This is a genomic window from Micromonospora sp. NPDC005686, assembly GCF_042871665.1.
Classification (GTDB): domain Bacteria; phylum Actinomycetota; class Actinomycetes; order Mycobacteriales; family Micromonosporaceae; genus Micromonospora.
Window position 1 is genome coordinate 424,014 of the sequence record NZ_JBIAIY010000003.1, and the last position, 17,215, is coordinate 441,228.

Here is a 17,215-nt window from a genome sequence, read left to right on the forward strand (position 1 = left end):
CGTCCGAAAGCTGAACGCGGAAGCCATCGGTAGCGGTCTGTCGAGGAGATCGGTACTTACGGGTGCTGCGGTCCCGGCGGCGGGACGGCTAGGGTCTTCGCGTGATCGACCGGAAACTGCTCTTGTCCGACCTGCAGAAGCAGGTCAAGAGGCGGGAAAGGGCCCTGCGGGAGCGGGCCGATTCGGTCGATGAGATGCGCCTCAACCATCGGCTACCGAAGGATGAGCGTGCGCATTCCTGGTCGCTGGCCGCTGAGTTTGTGGCGACGCATCACCACTGCCTGCCAGATCCGGGAGGGACGGTCTTCAACCGTTCAACGGCGTACCCCGTGGAATTGAGCCAGGAGATCGACGATCTGGCGCGGCGGCTCGCCAGGGTGACCCCGGTGGCGGTTGCCGCCTCCGGGGTGCCGACCCGCAAGCGGCTGGATGCCGCCGGCTACGAGTGGCACTGCGTGCGTGGCGTGATGATCGGATTGCAGGAGGAGTTGGACTGGCAGATCTACTCGCTCTACGGGCTGCTCGACGACGACCTGACCGCGCCGGAGAGCGTCCGGCCGCCGATGCAAGCGCTGGGGGAGCGGGCGTTCGAGATCGTGCTCGCACGCAAGATGCGTGACGGGGGCCTGGAGACGCAGTGGTTCGAGCGGCACCGGTCGAAGCCGATCACCGAACTGCCGGCGTACTGGAGGCCTGAGTACCGGGCGATCGTGGAACGTCGGATCGCGGTCATCGAGGGCAACCGCACCATCGGGCTGGTAGAGCGGCCGGAGTACAAGCGGCGGTGGGCCAGCGAGGGCTGGGACGTGATGCAGCACAAGGCGCTGCGGGACTGGCTGCTCGACCGGTGCGAGGCACGGGAACTGTGGTGTCACCACGTCGACGGCCTCGAGCAGCCGCGCCCGCTGACCACCGCTCAGCTCGCCGACGAGCTGCGCCGCGACGCGGACGTGCTCACCGTCGCGGGCATCTACGCCCCCGGCCAGGATCTCGGCCAGGTGATCGCCGACCTGATCGCCGACGAGCACCCAGCTCCTCACCGAGACCACTGACCGCCTGCACTTCAAGCTGCGAACAGGGTGGACAGCTTCGATCTCCACCCTCCCCACCTGTCAGGAGCCGAGAATGGGTAACGAGATTCAGCTGTTCAGCGACGGTGACGGGCTGGCGGTCATCGGAGATCCGACGGCTGTCGAGCGCTTCCTCGTCTCCGAGGGCCTGCCGTCGAAGGACCTCGGGCTGCCTCGGCTCGGGTCTGTCCTCAAGGTCGGGGCGACAGCGGCACAGGCTGGTTCCGAAATCGCCGCCAACTCGGGTCGTTGGGTGCAGCTGACAAAGGAGTCGGCCCATCTCATGCACAAATTCGGTCTGACGCCGACCAAGACCCCAGGTGTCAGCCACGCGATGGTGGGAGATCCAGGCTCGATCCACAAATGGCTCCAGATCGACAAGGCATCGATGGTCGGCAACCCGGCGGTGCTGGCCGGCGCGGCGGGGCTCATGGCGCAGCTCGCGATGCAGCAGAGCATGAAGGAGATCACCGACTATCTCGCCACGATCGACGAGAAGGTCGACGATGTGCTCCGCGCCCAGAAGGACGCGGTGCTGGCCCGGATGATCGGCGTGGGCTTCGTCATCGAGGAGTCCATGACCATCCGCGAGCAGCGGGGTCGGGTCGACGAGGTTACGTGGTCGAAGGTGCAGGGCGCGCCGGCGACGATCGCGGAGACCCAGGCGTACGCGTTGCGTCAGCTCGACGCGCTCGCGGAGAAGCTTGAGCGTAAGGCCGCAATCGGTGATCTCGCCAAGGCGGCCAGGGAGGCGGAGTCCAAGGCGCAGGAGTGGCTCGTCGTCCTGGCCCGCTGCTTCCAACTGCAGGACGCGATCGCCGTGCTCGAACTCGACCGGGTACTGGATGCGTCGCCGGACGAGTTGGACGGGCATCGCGTCGGGCTGAGGAACGCCCGGCAGAACCGGCTCGAACTCGTCTCCCGGTGCACCGAGCGCCTGGTGGCACGCATGGAAGCGGCTGCGGGCAGGGCAAATGCCAAGGTGCTGCTGAACCCGCTGGACTCACCGGCGGTGGTGAAGTCGAGCAACCACGTCTCGACAGCCATCGTCACCTTCCACGGGCGACTCGGTATCGAGGGCGATCGGCAGTCGTCGGAGGCGAGACGGTGGACGGACGCGGCCAAGGAGGCGAGAGACAAGGCGCTCGAGACCGGAGCGGACGGCGTTGATGTCGCCAAGCGCCTCGGCAACGACACCCTCGGTCGGGCCAAATGGGCGACGGGCAAGCTCTCCGGCCGGGTCGGCGGGTGGGCCCTGCGTCGGCGCGGTGACGACGAGTCCGACGAGAAGAGGGACGACGCGTGATCAGAAGGGAGGATGCGGCTGACGCTCGCAACCTGCCCTCACGCATGGCGTCGCGGACAGTTGCCGTCTGCCTACGCGGTAGGCTGCGCCTGTGACTGACCGGCACCCCGCTGTTTCTCCGCAGGCTTGCGGTGGAGAACTTCCGTAGCCTGCGGGCCGTTGAGGTGCATCTCGCCCCGCTCAACGTCTTGGTCGGACCGAACGGGGCGGGTAAGTCGAACCTGCTCGACGTGATCGCCTTTCTCGGCGACGCGACCCGTGGTGACCTGGAACCTGCGCTTGCTCGTCGGGGTGGCTTCTCGCGGGTGCATTTCCGCGGGGACCCCGACGCCAGCAGCCCGGTCCGGATCGAGGTGGAAACGACCACCAGCCCCAGCGGTGAAGCCCAGGACACCTACGCGCTCTCCTTCACCTCCGTCCGTTCGCCCGACAACCCGCGCCAGTCGATGATCCGCCGCCAGGAGGACTGATCGGGAGATGATCCTGCGGTTCCTCGCCTTCCGCTTGACGGATCCCTTTACCTATGCGGAAGATGACTTCGACGCCTTCCTGCGCAAGTCGATGCGCAAGCTCGATCGGTTGGGCGCGACGAAGATCCAGGTGCTGCGTGAGGAGTTCGACAAAGCGTTGAATGCCTCGTACGACATCTTCGGCAACTGGGCTTTCCGAAAAGTCGACCGTAATGGTGGCAGCCGGCGGTTTCCCATCAACAAGGCATTGTTTGAGGCCATCGCGGTCAACCTCGCCGCCCTCAGTCCGCAGGAGATCGCCGTGCTCGCCAAGCGCTATCGACGGGTTGAAAAGCAATTCCTCAGCCTGATGTCGGATGTCGACTTCATGGCGGCCATCTCGCAGGGCACGGGTGATCCGGCGAAGGTGCGGCGAAGGTTCGTCGCCATTCACGAGATGTTCCAGACGGCCGGCGCGTAGTTCATCGCGGAGCATCGTCCCGGACGGGCGCTGGTCGCGGTGACCGGTCCAGCGCCCTGATGATGCCTCGGTCCGATTGCGGGCTGGCCTGACCCATCTCCTCTGATCCGCAGAGAAATCGACGCAGCAACGTTTATGGATGTTCGGCTGGTGTCGGTGCGTCGATCGTCCTGGTCGGATGGCGGAACGGACATCGCCGTTCGACGATGACAGGAGGGACCGTGCGCACACCATCCCGTGCGTTGACGGGGACCACCGCGCTGCTGCTGGCAGCCGGTCTGGTCCTGACCGCCGCAGGCGGCGGCCAGGCGGCACCCCGGGAACAGACCCGTACCCAGGCGCCACCCGACCACCTGCCGGGCGACCGGCACGACAGCAAGGCCACTGACAACCGCAAGGGCCGCGTCGCCGCCACCGAGCGGCAGCGGGACCGCGCCGCCGCGCTCGGTGCGCGCGTGCGCTGGACCGACTTCGGTACGCCGGCCACGCTCACCTCGACCGGCAAGCCCCTGGCCACCGGGCTGCCCGCCGACCCGGCCGCCGCCGCGCGGGCCTACGTGGCCGCCAACCGGGACGTGCTGGGGCTGACCGCCGAGGGCGCCGCCGCGCTGGAACTGCTCACCGTGGCGCCGATGGGTCAGGGCGCGACGGTGCTGTTCCGGCAGCGCTTCGGCGACCTGCCGGCCGCCGTCGACGGCATGCTGTCGATCGGTGTACGTGACGGAGCGGTGTGGCACGTCAGCTCCTCGCTGGCCCGTGACGCCGGTACGCCGGCCCCGGCCACGATCAGCGCCGAGCAGGCCCGCAAGGCCGCCATCGCCGACGCCGGCCGCTCCGACGCGCAGATCGTGCGTACCTCACTGGTCGCGGTGCCCACCGCGGACCGTGGGCCGCGTGCGGCGTGGGAGGTGGTCCTCGGCGCGGACACCACCGGCGCGGACCCGGCGGCCTACTCCACCTACGTGGACGCCCGCGACGGCGCGGTCCTGGTCCGCGAGGATCTGATCGACCACGACGCCGACCACCCCTCGTGGGAGGTCTTCCCGAACTCGCCGCGGGTCGACAGGTCCTCGGCCGACACCCGCAAGCGGTGGTGTGCCGTGCGGGCGCGCGGCTGCGCCGAGGTGGTGGGCGTGCCCGGGCACCCGGCGTGGGACGTGGACCCGGCCACCGGCCAGTCCACCAGCACGACCAAGGGCAACAACGCGATCGCCGTGCAGAACTGGTACAGCAACGACCCGTTCAGCGTCGGCACCGAGACCGCGACGCCGCGCCCGGACCGCAGGTACGCCTACCCGTGGACGAACCAGTGGCAGGAGCAGCGCTGCAACCCTGAGGTGTTCACCTCGCCGCAGGCGAACGACATCGACGCGGCGCGGGCGAACCTGTTCGCCATGCACAACCGGATGCACGACTGGACCTACCACCTCGGGTTCACCGAGGACACCTGGAACATGCAGCAGGACAACCTCGGCCGCGGCGGGCTCGGTAACGACCCCGAGCAGGGCAACGCCCAGGCCGGCGGCGTCAGCGGCGGCCCGCCCACGTTCGCGGCCCGCAACAACGCCAACCAGATCACCCCGCCGGACGGCGTCGCGCCCACCACCAACATGTACCTGTGGCAGCCGATCGCGGGCTCGTTCTACGCGCCCTGCGTCGACGGCGACTTCGACATGTCGGTGATCGCCCACGAGTACGGCCACGCGGTCTCCAACCGCATGATCGCCGGCCCGAGCGCCGGGGTCAGCTCGCCGCAGGGCATGAGCGAGAGCTGGTCGGACCAGCTCGCCATGGAGTACCTGTTCGAGCACGGGTACGCCGCGCCCGGCCGGCGCGGCTTCACCATCGGCGAGTACACCACCGGCGACCCGAACGCGGGCATCCGCAACTACAACATGAGCGACAGCCCGCTCAACTACAGCTCCCTCGACTACGACCTCGCCGGTCTGCAGGTGCACGCCTCCGGCGAGGTGTGGAGCGCCACGAACACCGACATCCGCGCGGCCATGATGCGCCGCTGGGGCAGCGGCACCCCGGCCGTGCAGAAGGCGTGCGCCACCGGCGCCCGCGACGTGACCGCCTGCCCGGGCAACCGCCGCTGGATCCAACTGGTCTTCGACTCCTTCCTGCTGATGTCGGTCAGCCAGGTCAGCATGGTCGAAGCCCGGGACGCGATGCTCGCCGCCGACCGGATCCGCTTCGGCGGGGCCAACCAGGACCTGCTCTGGAACGCGTTCGCCGGGCGCGGCCTCGGGGAGGCGGCGGCCAGCGTCGGCCACACCGACGCCGACCCCACGCCGGGCTTCACCTCGCCGTACGCGCGTGAGGGCGCCCTGCGGTTCCTGCCGGTCGGCGAGCGCGGGCCGGTCGCCGGGGCGCAGCTGTTCGTCGGGCGCTACCAGGCGCGGGCCGTGCCGGTGGCGGACACCGACGCGGCCACCCCGCTCACCGACCGGGTGGAGCTCGTGCCCGGCACGTACGAGTTCGTGGTGCGGGCACCCGGCCACGGCCACACCCGGATCGGTCCGGTGACGGTCAAGGCGGGCCAGAACCGCACGCTGGCGGTGAACCTGCGCCCCAATCTGGCCTCGGCCGCCGCGGGCGCGACGGTCACCGGTGACGGGCTCAACCTGGAGCGGATCGCCGACGACGACGAGGCCACCAACTGGGCCGCGCTCGGCGCGCCGGTCGCCGGCCGGCAGGTCACCGTCGACCTGGCCGGCGGCGTCCAGCGGGTACGGCGGGTGCAGGTGAGCGCCATGCTGCGCCCCCCGGTCACCGGTGACGCGGACGCCGGCACGCAGAGCCGGTACTCCGCGGTTCGGCAGTTCCGGGTCCTGGCGTGCACCGCGACCGGGCCGGTGACCTGCGCCGAGGCGGCGGACTTCCGCCCGGTCTACACCAGCCGGCCGGACGCGTTCCCGGCTGTGGCGCCGCGTCCCCGGGCGCCCGAGCTGATCATGCGGTCGTTCGACATCCCGCGTACCACTGCCACGCATCTGCGCGTCGAGGTGCTGACCAACCAGTGCACGGGCGCGCCGGACTACGCCGGTGAGCAGGACGACGACCCGCAGGCGGCGACCGACTGCGCCACCGCCAGCCCGCAGGCGCAGAACGTGCGGATCGCCGAGTTCCAGGCGTTCCCGCGCTGATCCACCCGGCGGGTGCGGACGGGCGGCCCGGTCGCCCGTCCGCATCCGTCATCGCGTGTCCACAGTCGACTCGCCGGCGTCGTCGCCGGATCGGGCCTGTACGGCGGGCGGGATCCCCGACAGACTGAGCGGCAGCCGGTCATCAATGCCGGTCGATGCGCAGTCGTCTCGTTCAAGGAGGATCCCTTGACCCCGTTCCGCGCCGCCGTCGCCCGCGTACGCCGCGCCCTCGCCGCGTCCGCCCTGGTCACCGCCGTGGCCGCCGCCGCGCTCGTCGCGCCGTCCACGGTTTCCACCCGTCTCGCCGAGCCCGCCGCGGCCGCCGTGTACGGCTCCTGCACGCAGTCCCGCTGCGCCGACGCGCGCACCGCGCGGTCCGGCTGGTCGGCCAGGAGCTTCCCGACCAGCCGCGGCTGGTACTCGTGGAGCGGCGGCCAGTGCAACTTCGCCGGTGGCCGGTTCTACAACTACGAGGGACAGTTGCCCACCGGCGCCACCTACTACGAGTACGACGTCTACCCGCGCGCCTGCAACGCCTCCCGGGACGCGTACCGGATCGTGGTCAACAAGAGCACCGGGGCGACCTGGTTCTCACCCGACCACTACGCCAACTTCTACCGGCTCTGAGCAGCCTCGGCGCGGCCGGCAACTCCCCGTCCGGCGGCCGCCGGGAAAGGACGGATCCATGGGCGCGGCGTCCGTGCAGGCACCGGCCTGGCTCGTGTACGACGGCACGTCGCCCGAGCCGGCCGGCACCGCGACCGTGCCGGGTCCGGTCGGTGAGCCGCTACCAGGCGGTGGGCCGCTGCCGGACGGCGTGGCGGTCTCCGGCACGGCCAGCCGCACCCGGGCCGGGCTGCACGAGACGCTGGCCGGGGCGCTGGCGCTGCCCGGCTGGTACGGCCGCAACTGGGACGCCCTCGCCGACGCGCTCGCCGACCGCCTCGACGCCGGTCCGCTGACAGTGGTCGTCGGCGACGCGGCGGACCTGCTGGCCGACGAGCCGCCCGCCCAGCTCGGCACGATGCTCGACGTGCTCGGCGCGGTCGCCGCCGGTGGCCACGAGACGCTGCGGGTGGTGCTGCGCGACCACCCCGACCGGCTACGCGCCCTGCGTGACCGCGTCGACGCGGTGCTCAGCGGTCGGGTCGGCACCCCGCCCCCCGCCGGCTGAGCCCACCACCGTGGGGCGTCAGGTGGGCTGGTCGAGGATGGCGCTGAAGCGTTCCTCGGCCAGGTCGAGCTGGGCGAGGATGTGCTGCTTGACCGGTGCCGACAGCGGCGTGTCCGGGCGGGCGACCAGGTCCCGGAAGACTGGCACCAGTGGGCGGTACTTGGTGGCGGCGCGGGCCACCTTCGGCCCGACCGTGTGGATCACGCCCACGCCGTTGTCGGTGAAGTCGGACACCTTGATCACCCGGGCCCAGGGCTCCCGTTCCAGGCTCGCCGCCACGTGCTCCCGGTACTGCTCGTCGCGGTCCCGTCCCGGGTCGTACGCCGGGTTGGTGACCGCCGCGACCAGCCGGGCGACCCGTGCGCCGAACCGGTCCGACAGCGCGGCGAGCGCCGCCGGGGTCACGTCGGCGTACGTGCCGGGGTCGAGCCCGGCCAGCTCGGCGGGGTGGTCCTCGACCGCGTCGTGCAGCAGCCCGGCGACGATCACGTCCACGTCCCGCACCTGGTAGTGGTGCATCAGCCGGATCGCCACCCGCAGCAGGTGGTTGAGGTACGGCTCGCGTACCCGCCGGTCGTCGCGGTGCAGGTCGGCGGCCAGGTCGAGCGCCTCGGTCAGCCGGTCGCGGGCGGCCTCGTCGAACGCCTCGATCTCCAGCCGGAACCGGGCCAGCAGGCCGGGCTCACCGTGGATCTCGGTGATCGCGTGCATTGGCATGGTGGCGAGGTACGCGGGGAACTCCATGCGTCCCTTATAGCTGATCTTCGCTAGATCCGGTGCCCGCCTGGCCGCTCACGTCGCCGGTGAGGCGCTTGACCAGGCGTACGCAGGTGCCCTCCGGCGTGCCGACGATGGTGGCCTCGTCCATCACCCGCGCCATGATCAGCCGCCCGCGGCCCCGGTCGCCGGTGTCGTCGCCGTCGGCCGGCCGCCAGCCGCCCTGGTCGCGTATCTCGATCTCCAGCCGGTCGCCGCGCAGCTCGGCCCGCAGCGTGGTGATGCCCTCCGGGGCGAAGCGGTAGCCGTGCTCGATGGCGTTGGCGCACGCCTCGCCGGTGGCGATGAGCACCGTGTCGACGTCCCAGGCGCCGACGCCATGGGCGTGCAGCCAGCCGCGCAGCCGTCCCCGGATGCCGGCGAGCCGGGCCGGGTCGGCCGGCAGGTCGATGGTGAGGACCGGGCCGAGGTCGCCGGATGTCCCACCCGTCACGTCCGGCCCTCCGTCCCGTGCCCGTCCCCGGGCCTGGGCACCCACTCGCGCTGTCACCGCCTGATTCTCACCCTGTTGTCCCCGGTCGCCGCCGGTTCATTCCCCCGGCGGCGATGTCCGTCAGACATGATCATCGCGCATCCGGGCGGGCACGTCAGCCGGTGGCCCGGCAGAGGGCTCGGGCGCAGGTCAGAGCGGCAGCTTCCCGGCACCCGCCCAGGCGTCGACGACGAGCGGGACCAGCGGAGCCGGCAGTGGCCGGGCGGCGCGCAGCGTGGGCGTCCACCCGGCGTCGCCGCCGAGGTCCGGGTCGTGGGCGGCGTTGTACGCGGCGATCAGGTCCACCGGCCGGGCCGGGCGGCCGGCCTGCCGGACCCAGGTGCCCCGCTCGGTGAGCGCGGTGCCGCCCCAGTCGTGGAGCAGGTCGGCCGGGGTGGCGCCGCCGGTCAGCGTGAAGAAGTTGTTCTCCGCGTACAGCGCGGACTGCACGCCGAGGCCGAGGGCGTACGCGAACCCGGGGCCGCCGAGCCGGTAGTGGTTGTTGTGCACGTCGACCTGGCCGAACCGTACCCGGGGCAGTCGTTGCAGCGTGCCGTCGAACAGGTTGTGCCGCACCGTGACGTTGAGCCGGCCCACGTCCGGGCCGACGGTGTTCGAGGAGCCGATCAGCATGACCTTGTCCCGGCCGGTGAAGCGGTTCCAGGACACGGTGACCAGGCTGGCGGTGTGCGTGACGTCCACCGAGCCGTCGTGCACCTGGTAGGGCCGCCCGAAGTAGACGGGCTGGTCGCTGTCCGGGTTGTCGCCGTCGGTGAACGTGTTGTGGTCGATCCAGACGTGCTCGCTGCGCCGTACCGAGATCTGGTCGTACTGGGAGTTCCAGTTGCCGGTGTCGCCGTCGGTGGGGGACCAGGCCGGGAAGCAGTCCCGGGCGTCGGCGAACTCGATGTTGCGGACCATCACGTTGTCCGCGCGGTCGATCATCAGCGTCAGGCCGGCGAGCCGGGCGCCGCGCAGCCCGATGATCGTGGTGTTCGGCCCGACGTTGATCTGGGTCTGCCGGGTCTGGTTGGCCACGGACCGCGCCCGGGCGGCTTCCAGCGGCCCGCTCGGGTTCGTCCGGCCCCAGGTCGCCGGGTCGTACGCGGCCAGGTAGGCGGGCAGCGAGTACTCCGGGTCGGCCAGGTCGGCGCAGTCCAGCGGCGTGCCGTCCGGGCCCTCGAAACCGTCGACGGCACCGGCCACGTACACGATCTTTCCGGTGGCGTCGGCGGCGTTCGTGGCGTTGTCGCCGCCGAGCGCGGCGACCAGCTCGGACCGGGTACGCACGACGTGTACCCGGTCCGGCGCGGCGGCCGACCCGCCGGTGGTGCCGGCGCCGGCGGCGGCCCAGCCGTCGTTCGCGGCGAGGGCCTGGCGGCCGATCAGGCCGGCGGCCCGGGACGGCTCACCGGGCGCGGCCGGCGCGGGCGCGGCGGTAGTGAGGACGAGCGCGGCGGCCAGCGCCGCGACGACTGCGGTTCGGGTGCGCATGACTCGCTCCGTTCTCCTTGAGGGACATTCACCGCACCGGCAGGTCCACCACGTACGGCGGGACCGCCCACGGGACGCCTGCCTCGGACGGCAGCGCGCCGGACTCGGCGGCGGCCCGCAGCACCGCGCCGATGCCCCGCACCATCCGCACCCGGTGCGGGCCGTCGCCGGACACGCGCACCAGGTCCCCGCCGAGCAGCGTGGGAACGGGTGCGTCCCGCAGCGCGTCCAGCACCGCGGTGAACGGCTCGGTACGCGCCACCGGCGCGATCAGCGGTGTGCCGTCCGCGCGGTGGTCGAGCAGGTTCGCCAGCAGCCCCCGACGGCCGGGCACCAACCGTGGGGCGTCGTCGCCGGGTAGGCACAGCCGGTCGGTCGGGTACTCCAGCACGGCCCGCCCCCGTTCCCCGGTGACCAGCACCTCCCCGGCGACGTGTTCCTCGGCGGCGAGGGTGAGCGCGGCCAGCACCGGCGGCCCGGCGTGCGGGGTCAGCCGCAGCACCGTGGTGTCGTCCACCTCGATCGGGCGGACCCGGTAGCGCTCCACCTCGATCCGGGCCGGGCGTACGGGTGCGCCGGTGACCGACGCGGCGACGGCGAGGCACTGCATCAGCGCGTGCGCGAGCGGGTTGGCCAGCGCGCCGTCCAGCGCCGGACGGCCGTCCAGCGACCGCCGTCCGGCCCAGGGGGAGCGGGCGTAGTAGGCGTCCGGGCGGTGCCAGGCGGCGAGCGTGGCGATGCCGGTGACCGGGCCGAGCCGCCCGAGTGTGCCGGTCAGCTCGGTGAGCGCGGCCGAGCCGAGCGCCTGGAAGTTGACCTGCACGGCCCGGCCGGAAGCGGCGGCGGCTTCGGCGAGCGTCACGTGTTCGGCGAGGTCGAGCACCGGCGGCTTCTCCAGCAGCAGGTCCGCCCCGGCGGCGAGCACGTCGAGCGCGATCGGCAGGTGGGTGTGCGGCGGCGTGCAGACCACCACCACGTCCGGCCCGGACGCGGCGAGCATGGCCCGGTGATCGGTGAACACGCCGGCCTCCGGTGGGACCGGCGCGTCCGGTTCGGCCTCCAGCGGGCGCACGTCGACCAGCGCGACCAGCCGCGCCCGCCCGGCGGCGTGCAGCTCCGCGATGGTCCGGCGGTGCCAGCGGCCGTGCCCGTTCGACCCGACCAGCGCCACCCGGGGCGGCGCGTCGCCGGTCACCGGGCGTCCGCCAGTGTGGCCCGCACACCGTGCCGTTCCAGGGCGGTGAGCCAGCCGGTCACGTCGGCGCGGACCTCGTCGTCGGCGGCCAGGTCGGCCGGGAACACCTCGCGCAGCGCGAAGACCGCGTCCACCACCCCGGCCGGGGTGTGCGCCCCGGCCGCGAGGGCGGCACGCAGCCGGTCGGCGAGCGGGTCGTCCAGCGGCAGCGGGCGGCCGTCGTCGGCGTACCCGAGGAGGAACCGCAGCCAGGCGGCCACCACGAGCGCGCTCCACCGCGCGGACCGGCCGGCCGCGCGCAGGTCGGCGATGGTGTGCAGCACCCGCTGCGGCAGTTTCTGCGAGCCGTCCATGGCGACCTGCGTCGTCCGGTACCGGATCGCCGGGTTGGCGAAGCGGGCGAGCACCTGCTCGCCGTAGGCGCTCACGTCGACGTCGGGTGGCGGGGTGAAGCTGGGCGCGATCTCCTCGGCGACCAGCCGCCGCAGCACCGCCTCCAGGTGCGGCAGCGCCAGCGCCTCGGCCACCGTCTCCGCGCCGGCCAGCGCCCCCAGGTACGCGGTGGCCGAGTGCACGCCGTTGAGCGCCCGCAGTTTCAGCCGCTCCCACGGGCCGGCGTCGCCGGTGAGGATCGCGCCGGACCGTTCCCAGGCCGGGCGTCCGCCCGGGAAGTCGTCCTCGATCACCCACTGCGACCACGGTTCGGCGGCGATCGCCGCCAGGTCGGTCACGCCCAGCGCCCGCCGCGCGGTGTCCCGGGTCTCTTCGGTGCTGGCCGGCACGATCCGGTCGACCATGGTGCCGGGGCAGGTCACCGCCGTCAGCACCCGTTCGGCGCTCGCGTCCGGCACCCGGGCCAGCGCGAGGCACTGCTCCACCAGGCCGCGCAGTCGGCGCCCGTTGGCGGGCAGGTTGTCGCAGCAGACCAGCGCGATCGGCCCGGCGTCGGCGGCGGCGCGGGCGAGCAGCCCGCGCACCAGCAGGCCCGGCACGGTACGCGGAGGACGGTCGCTGGTCAGGTCGGCGGTCAGGTCCGCGTCCACTGTCAGCGCGGCGGTCACCGGGTCCATCCGGTACGCCTTCTCGGTCACCGTCAGCGTGACCACCCGGATCGCCGGGTCGGCGAGCAGGCCGACCACCGCCTCCGGGTCGCTCGCGGCGTGCCGTACCCCGGCGAGCGCGCCGACCACCCGGGTGGCCGCGCCCTCGGCGGCGAGCGTGGTGACGCTGAACAGGCAGTCCTGCGCGGCCAAGGCCTCGACCACGTCGGCGCTGCGCGGCGCGACGCCGATGATGCCCCAGTCGCCGCCGGCCGCGCCGACCGCCGCCTCGGTGTGCACCGCCTGGTGGGCGCGGTGGAACGCGCCGACGCCGAGGTGGACGATGCCGGCCGGCACGGTGCCGGGGCGCAGCAACGGCCGGGACTCCGGCGGCAGGCGGCGCAGCGTGGCCAGGCCGAGCCGGTCCGTGGTCAGCGCCATGCCGGCCCGTCCGGGAAGCGGAACTGCGCGATCGACTCCTGGCGCATGGTGGCGCTGTAGCCGGGCACGGTGGGCAGCAGGTAGCGACCGTCCCGGGTGCGGACCGGGTCGGTGAAGTGCTCGTGCAGGTGGTCGACGTACTCGACCATGCGGCCGTCCAGGCTCGTGCCGACCCGCAGGTGGTCGAAGACCGCGAGGTGCTGCACGTACTCGCACAGGCCGACCCCTCCGGCGTGCGGGCAGACCGGCACGCCGAACTTCGCGGCCAGCAGCAGTTCGGCGAGCACCTCGTCCACGCCGCCGACGCGGCAGGCGTCGATCTGCATCACGCCGATCGCCTCGGCCTGGAGCAGCTGCTTGAAGATGACCTTGTTGGCGGCGACCTCGCCGGTGGCGACCCGGCAGCGTCCGCCGGTCAGGTCGGTCACCGCGCGGGCGATCCGGGCGTGCCCGAGCACGTCGTCGGCGTGCGTGGGCTCCTCGATCCAATACGGGTCGACCTCGGCGAGGACCCCCATCGCGGCGATCGCCTCGTCCACGTCCCACACCTGGTTGGCGTCCATCATCAGCAGCGCGTCCGGGCCGATCTCCTCCCGGATGATCCGGGCCCGCCGCAGGTCGTCCTCGATCCGCCCGCCGACCTTCATCTTCATCGCGCGCCACCCCTGCGCGCACGCGTCGCGGGTCAGCGCGCGCACCCGCTCGTCCGGGTAGCCGAGCCAGCCCACGGAGGTGGTGTACGAGGGGAACCCGTCGCGTTCCAGCGCGGCGAGCCGGTCGCCGAGCCCGTCGCGTCCCTTGTCCAGGATGGCCGCCGCCTCGTCGGGAGTGAGCGCGTCGGTGATGTGGTGGAAGTCGACTGTCGCCACCAGCTCGTCGGTGGGCGCCTCGGCGAGGAAGCGCCACATCGGCTTGCCGGCCAGCTTGGCGCGCAGGTCCCAGACCGCGTTGACGAGCGCGCCGGTGGCCATGTGGATCACCCCCTTCTCCGGCCCGAGCCAGCGCAGTTGCACGTCGGCGGTCAGCGAGCGCCAGAACGCGACAGGTTCGGCGGCGATCTCGGCGACGGTGCGTCCCCGCACGTGGTGGGCGAGCGCGCGGACCGCCGCGCAGGTGATCTCGTTGCCCCGCCCGTTGGTGAACGTGAACCCGGTGCCGGTCGGGCCGCCGTCGGTGGTCAGCTCCACGTACGTGGCCGAGTAGTCGCCCCGGTTGATCGCGTCCGAGCCGTCGCCGCTGGCGGCGGTGGGGAAGCGTACGTCGTGCACCTCGACGTCGACGATCGTGGTCATGCGGACCCGCCTCCGAACTTGAAGACCTGCTTGGGCAGCCGGTACGCCAGGTCGACGATGGTCTCGGCGGCCTCGTCCTCGCCGAGGCGGTGCTCGGCGACCAGGCGGGCCAGGAAACCGGCGTCGACCCGGCGGGCCACGTCGTGGCGTACCGGGATGGAACAGAACGCGCGGGTGTCGTCGACGAACCCGGCGGTGTTGTAGAAGCCCGCCGTCTCGGTGACCGCCTCCCGGAACCGGCGCAGCACCTCGGGGGAGTCCAGGAACCACCAGGGCGCGCCGAGGCGCAGCGCCGCGTACCCGCCCGCGAGCGGCGCGAGCTCCCTGGTGAACGTGTCCTCGTCGAGCGTGTAGAGCACCACGGTGAGCCGCGGGTCGTTGCCGTGCGCGTCGAGCAGCGGCGCGAGGCCGTGCACGTACTCGGTGGCCTGCGGCACGTCGCCGCCGACGTCGCGGCCGTGCCGGGCGTGCAGCCAGCGGTTGTGGTTGCGCACCGCGCCCGGGTGCAACTGCATGACCAGGCCGTCGTCGAGCGACATCCGGGCGAACTCCAGCAGCATGTGTGCCCGGAACGCCTCGGCGTCGGCGGCGTCGGCCAGGCCGCGCCGCCCCTTGTCGTACAGCGCCGCGGCCTGCGCGGGGCCGAGATCGAGGGTACGGGCGGTGGGGTGCCCGTGGTCGGACGACGTGGCGCCGGCGGCGGCGAACGCCTCCCGCCGTGCCCGCAGCGCGGCCAGATAGCCGGCGTACGTGCCGGTGTCCTCGCCGGAGACCTCGGCGAGCCGGTCCACGTTCGCCGACCAGGTGCCGAACTCCATGTCCACCACGTCGTCCGGGCGGAACGTGGTGACCACCCGGCCGCCCGGCCCGCCCCAGCCGTCGGCGGCGAGCTTGGCGTGCCGGCCCAGGTCGTCGAGCGGCGACTCGGTGGTGGCGAGCACCTCGATGCCGAAGCGCTCGAACAGCGCCCGGGGCCGGAAGCCGGGCTCGGCCAGCCGGGCGGCGAGCGCGTCGTAGACGGCGTCGGCGGTGGCCGGGCCCAGCGGCGTGTCGATGCCGAACACGTTCCGGAACGTCTGCTCCAGCCACAGCCGCGACGGGGTGCCGCGGAACAGGTGCCAGTGCGCGGCGAAGCGCCGCCAGATGGTCCTCCCGTCGGTCTCCACCGGGCTGCCGTCGACACTGGGCACACCCAGGTCGGCCGGGGGTACGCCCTGGCTGAGCAGCATCCGGGTCAGGTAGTGGTCGGGCACGATCAGCAGCCGGGCCGGGTCGGGGAACGGCTGGTCCTCGGCCAGCAGCCCGGGGTCGACGTGCCCGTGCGGGGAGATGATCGGCTGCTCGGCGGCGTGCGCGTACAGCTCGCGGGCCAGGGCGCGCAGGCCGGGCTCGGCGGGCAGCAGCAGGTCGCCGCGGGAGATGATCGGCACAGCGAGGGCTCCTCGGTCAGGGCAGGGTGAGCAGGTCGGCGACCCGGACGGGTGCGCCGGTCTCCAGCGAGCGGTTGGCGGCCAGGCCGGTGAGCAGCGCCAACGCGCCGTCGCGGGCGGTGGCGGCCCGGCCGAGCGGGTCGGGTTCGCCGCCGAGCAGCACCCGGGTCATCCGGGCGTCCGCGCCGCCGTGCCCGCGCCGGGTCCAGCCCTCGACCGGGATCTCCACCGGCGGCGCCCAGAACGGTCGCAGCGTGAGCCGGGCCGCGCCCTGTTCCACGGTGGCCTCGTCGCCGTGCAGCGCCGCGCCCTTGAGCGCCCCGGCCACGGACGGGCTGACGTGGTCGCTCTCGGTCACCTCCAGTTCGAGGCGGCCCCGGCTGCCGTTGACCATCACCCGGTAGCCCTCCCAGGGGGCGTACGCGGTGAGGTGGTAGGTCATCGTCGCGCCGGTGTCGTAGCGGGCCAGCACCGCCATGTCGTCCTCGATGGTCACGCCGGGGGCGAAGACGTTGCGGTCGCGCTGGTAGCCGTCCTCGGCCTCGGCGTCGAGGTACAGCTCGCGCAGCCGCTGGTGGTCGGCCAGGCGCAACGCGAACGGGTCGCCGTCGGCGGCGGGGGAGCCGTGCGCCCGGTCGTAGTCGCGGGCGTAGCCGTGCCGGCGGCCGTCCGCGCCGTAGAAGAACAACCGGCCGTACGCGTGCACCTCGACCGGGCGGGCGTCCAGCCACCAGTTGACCAGGTCGAAGTGGTGCCCGGACTTGTGCACGAGCAGGCCGCCGGAGACGGACTTGTCGCGGTGCCAGCGGCGGAAGTAGTCGGCGCCGTGGCGCACGTCGAGCAGCCACTCGAAGTGCACCGAACCGATCTCGCCGACCGCGCCGTCGGCGAGCAGCCGCCGGAACTGCTCGTGCAGCGGGTTGTAGCGGTAGTTGAATGCGACTGTCACGCGCCGGCCGGTCTCGGCCACCGCGTCCAGGATGCGGCGGCACCGGTCGGCGTCGACTGTCATCGGCTTCTCCACGACCACGTCGCAGCCGGCCCGCAGCGCCGCCGTCACGTACTCGTCGTGGGTGGCGTCCACGCTGGTCACCAGCACCACGTCGACCCGTTCCTCGGCCAGCATGGCGGCGAAGTCGCGGGCGGCGTACGTGGGCACCGGCGGCCGGCCCAGCTCGGCCAGCCAGCGGTTGTGCGCGTCCATCCTCCTCTGGTTGACGTCGGCGAGCGCGACCAGTTCGGCGGTGTCGGCGTGGTCGAGGGCCAGGGCGCGGACGAACATCTCGGCGCGTGCCCCGGCACCCACCAGGGCGTGGCGGACCCGTTCCCGGGCCGGTGGTGACATGTCGTCGGCCTCCCCGGCAGTCGGCTGCAAAGGTTTGCAGCCGAAGAAACCATGACGATGGATGCGTCGTCAACGGTTCCCGGCCAAGCCGTCCCAT

Annotated in this window: 15 protein-coding genes; 7 read left to right on the forward strand and 8 right to left on the reverse strand. The window is 72.8% G+C overall.

The features are described from left to right. Positions 1 to 101 precede the first annotated feature (101 nt). From ACFYON_RS09065 to ACFYON_RS09095, 7 genes are all read left to right on the forward strand, one after another. Entirely contained in the window at positions 102 to 1,052 is a 951-nt protein-coding gene (locus ACFYON_RS09065; RefSeq protein WP_354863819.1) for a DUF7008 domain-containing protein, read from the forward strand. 73 nt (positions 1,053 to 1,125) lie between these two features. Beyond that, positions 1,126 to 2,376 (forward strand): hypothetical protein, encoded by a 1,251-nt coding sequence (locus ACFYON_RS09070; protein WP_354863817.1) that lies wholly within the window; start codon positions 1,126 to 1,128, stop codon positions 2,374 to 2,376. 110 nt (positions 2,377 to 2,486) lie between these two features. Beyond that, on the forward strand, positions 2,487 to 2,846 hold the full coding sequence (locus ACFYON_RS09075; RefSeq protein ID WP_387256777.1) for an AAA family ATPase: 360 nt from the start codon (positions 2,487 to 2,489) through the stop codon (positions 2,844 to 2,846). Positions 2,847 to 2,853: 7 nt separating this feature from the next. After that, positions 2,854 to 3,306 (forward strand): hypothetical protein, encoded by a 453-nt coding sequence (locus ACFYON_RS09080; RefSeq protein ID WP_354863815.1) that lies wholly within the window; start codon positions 2,854 to 2,856, stop codon positions 3,304 to 3,306. Between the two features lie 242 nt (positions 3,307 to 3,548). After that, positions 3,549 to 6,458, forward strand: a complete 2,910-nt coding sequence (locus ACFYON_RS09085; protein ID WP_387188553.1) for a M36 family metallopeptidase — start codon at positions 3,549 to 3,551, stop codon at positions 6,456 to 6,458. A 186-nt stretch (positions 6,459 to 6,644) separates the two neighbouring features. Beyond that, positions 6,645 to 7,085, forward strand: coding sequence for a ribonuclease domain-containing protein (locus ACFYON_RS09090; RefSeq protein ID WP_355047363.1), 441 nt, complete (start codon positions 6,645 to 6,647; stop codon positions 7,083 to 7,085). Positions 7,086 to 7,143: 58 nt separating this feature from the next. Further along, positions 7,144 to 7,632 carry a barstar family protein gene (locus ACFYON_RS09095; RefSeq protein WP_355047362.1) on the forward strand — a complete coding sequence of 163 codons (489 nt, stop codon included), beginning with the start codon at positions 7,144 to 7,146 and terminating at the stop codon, positions 7,630 to 7,632. A gap of 18 nt (positions 7,633 to 7,650) precedes the next feature. Here ACFYON_RS09095 and ACFYON_RS09100 read toward each other — a convergent pair whose 3' ends face one another. From ACFYON_RS09100 to ACFYON_RS09135, 8 genes are all read right to left on the reverse strand, one after another. Next, positions 7,651 to 8,376 carry an HD domain-containing protein gene (locus ACFYON_RS09100; RefSeq protein ID WP_355047361.1) on the reverse strand — a complete coding sequence of 242 codons (726 nt, stop codon included), beginning with the start codon at positions 8,374 to 8,376 and terminating at the stop codon, positions 7,651 to 7,653. A gap of 7 nt (positions 8,377 to 8,383) precedes the next feature. Continuing rightward, positions 8,384 to 8,842, reverse strand: coding sequence for an ATP-binding protein (locus ACFYON_RS09105; protein ID WP_355047360.1), 459 nt, complete (start codon positions 8,840 to 8,842; stop codon positions 8,384 to 8,386). Between the two features lie 189 nt (positions 8,843 to 9,031). Beyond that, on the reverse strand, positions 9,032 to 10,375 hold the full coding sequence (locus ACFYON_RS09110; RefSeq protein ID WP_355047359.1) for a pectate lyase: 1,344 nt from the start codon (positions 10,373 to 10,375) through the stop codon (positions 9,032 to 9,034). Positions 10,376 to 10,403: 28 nt separating this feature from the next. Then, positions 10,404 to 11,570, reverse strand: a complete 1,167-nt coding sequence (locus ACFYON_RS09115; RefSeq protein WP_354863801.1) for a Gfo/Idh/MocA family oxidoreductase — start codon at positions 11,568 to 11,570, stop codon at positions 10,404 to 10,406. Beyond that, entirely contained in the window at positions 11,567 to 13,051 is a 1,485-nt protein-coding gene (locus ACFYON_RS09120) for a mannitol dehydrogenase family protein (protein WP_354863799.1), read from the reverse strand. Before ACFYON_RS09120 ends, ACFYON_RS09115 begins: the two co-directional genes overlap by 4 nt. Continuing rightward, the gene (locus ACFYON_RS09125) at positions 13,042 to 14,343 is read right to left on the reverse strand and encodes an enolase C-terminal domain-like protein (RefSeq protein WP_354863797.1); all 1,302 of its coding nucleotides are present in this window, start codon (positions 14,341 to 14,343) and stop codon (positions 13,042 to 13,044) included. Before ACFYON_RS09125 ends, ACFYON_RS09120 begins: the two co-directional genes overlap by 10 nt. Further along, the gene (gene uxaC, locus ACFYON_RS09130; RefSeq protein WP_354863795.1) at positions 14,340 to 15,773 is read right to left on the reverse strand and encodes a glucuronate isomerase; all 1,434 of its coding nucleotides are present in this window, start codon (positions 15,771 to 15,773) and stop codon (positions 14,340 to 14,342) included. The genes ACFYON_RS09125 and uxaC overlap by 4 nt, the downstream gene beginning before the upstream one ends. A gap of 16 nt (positions 15,774 to 15,789) precedes the next feature. Beyond that, the gene (locus ACFYON_RS09135) at positions 15,790 to 17,118 is read right to left on the reverse strand and encodes a Gfo/Idh/MocA family oxidoreductase (protein WP_354863793.1); all 1,329 of its coding nucleotides are present in this window, start codon (positions 17,116 to 17,118) and stop codon (positions 15,790 to 15,792) included. Between the last annotated feature and the right edge of the window lie 97 nt (positions 17,119 to 17,215).

Excerpts from the sequence above, each read along its gene's own strand:
- ACFYON_RS09135 (WP_354863793.1), bottom strand. The coding sequence starts at position 17,118 with ATGTCACCACCGGCCCGGGAACGGGTCCGCCACGCCCTGGTGGGTGCC.
- ACFYON_RS09120 (WP_354863799.1), bottom strand. The coding sequence starts at position 13,051 with ATGGCGCTGACCACGGACCGGCTCGGCCTGGCCACGCTGCGCCGCCTG.
- ACFYON_RS09095 (WP_355047362.1), top strand. The coding sequence starts at position 7,144 with ATGGGCGCGGCGTCCGTGCAGGCACCGGCCTGGCTCGTGTACGACGGC.
- ACFYON_RS09100 (WP_355047361.1), bottom strand. The coding sequence starts at position 8,376 with ATGGAGTTCCCCGCGTACCTCGCCACCATGCCAATGCACGCGATCACC.
- ACFYON_RS09070 (WP_354863817.1), top strand. The coding sequence starts at position 1,126 with ATGGGTAACGAGATTCAGCTGTTCAGCGACGGTGACGGGCTGGCGGTC.
- ACFYON_RS09080 (WP_354863815.1), top strand. The coding sequence starts at position 2,854 with ATGATCCTGCGGTTCCTCGCCTTCCGCTTGACGGATCCCTTTACCTAT.
- ACFYON_RS09125 (WP_354863797.1), bottom strand. The coding sequence starts at position 14,343 with ATGACCACGATCGTCGACGTCGAGGTGCACGACGTACGCTTCCCCACC.
- ACFYON_RS09110 (WP_355047359.1), bottom strand. The coding sequence starts at position 10,375 with ATGCGCACCCGAACCGCAGTCGTCGCGGCGCTGGCCGCCGCGCTCGTC.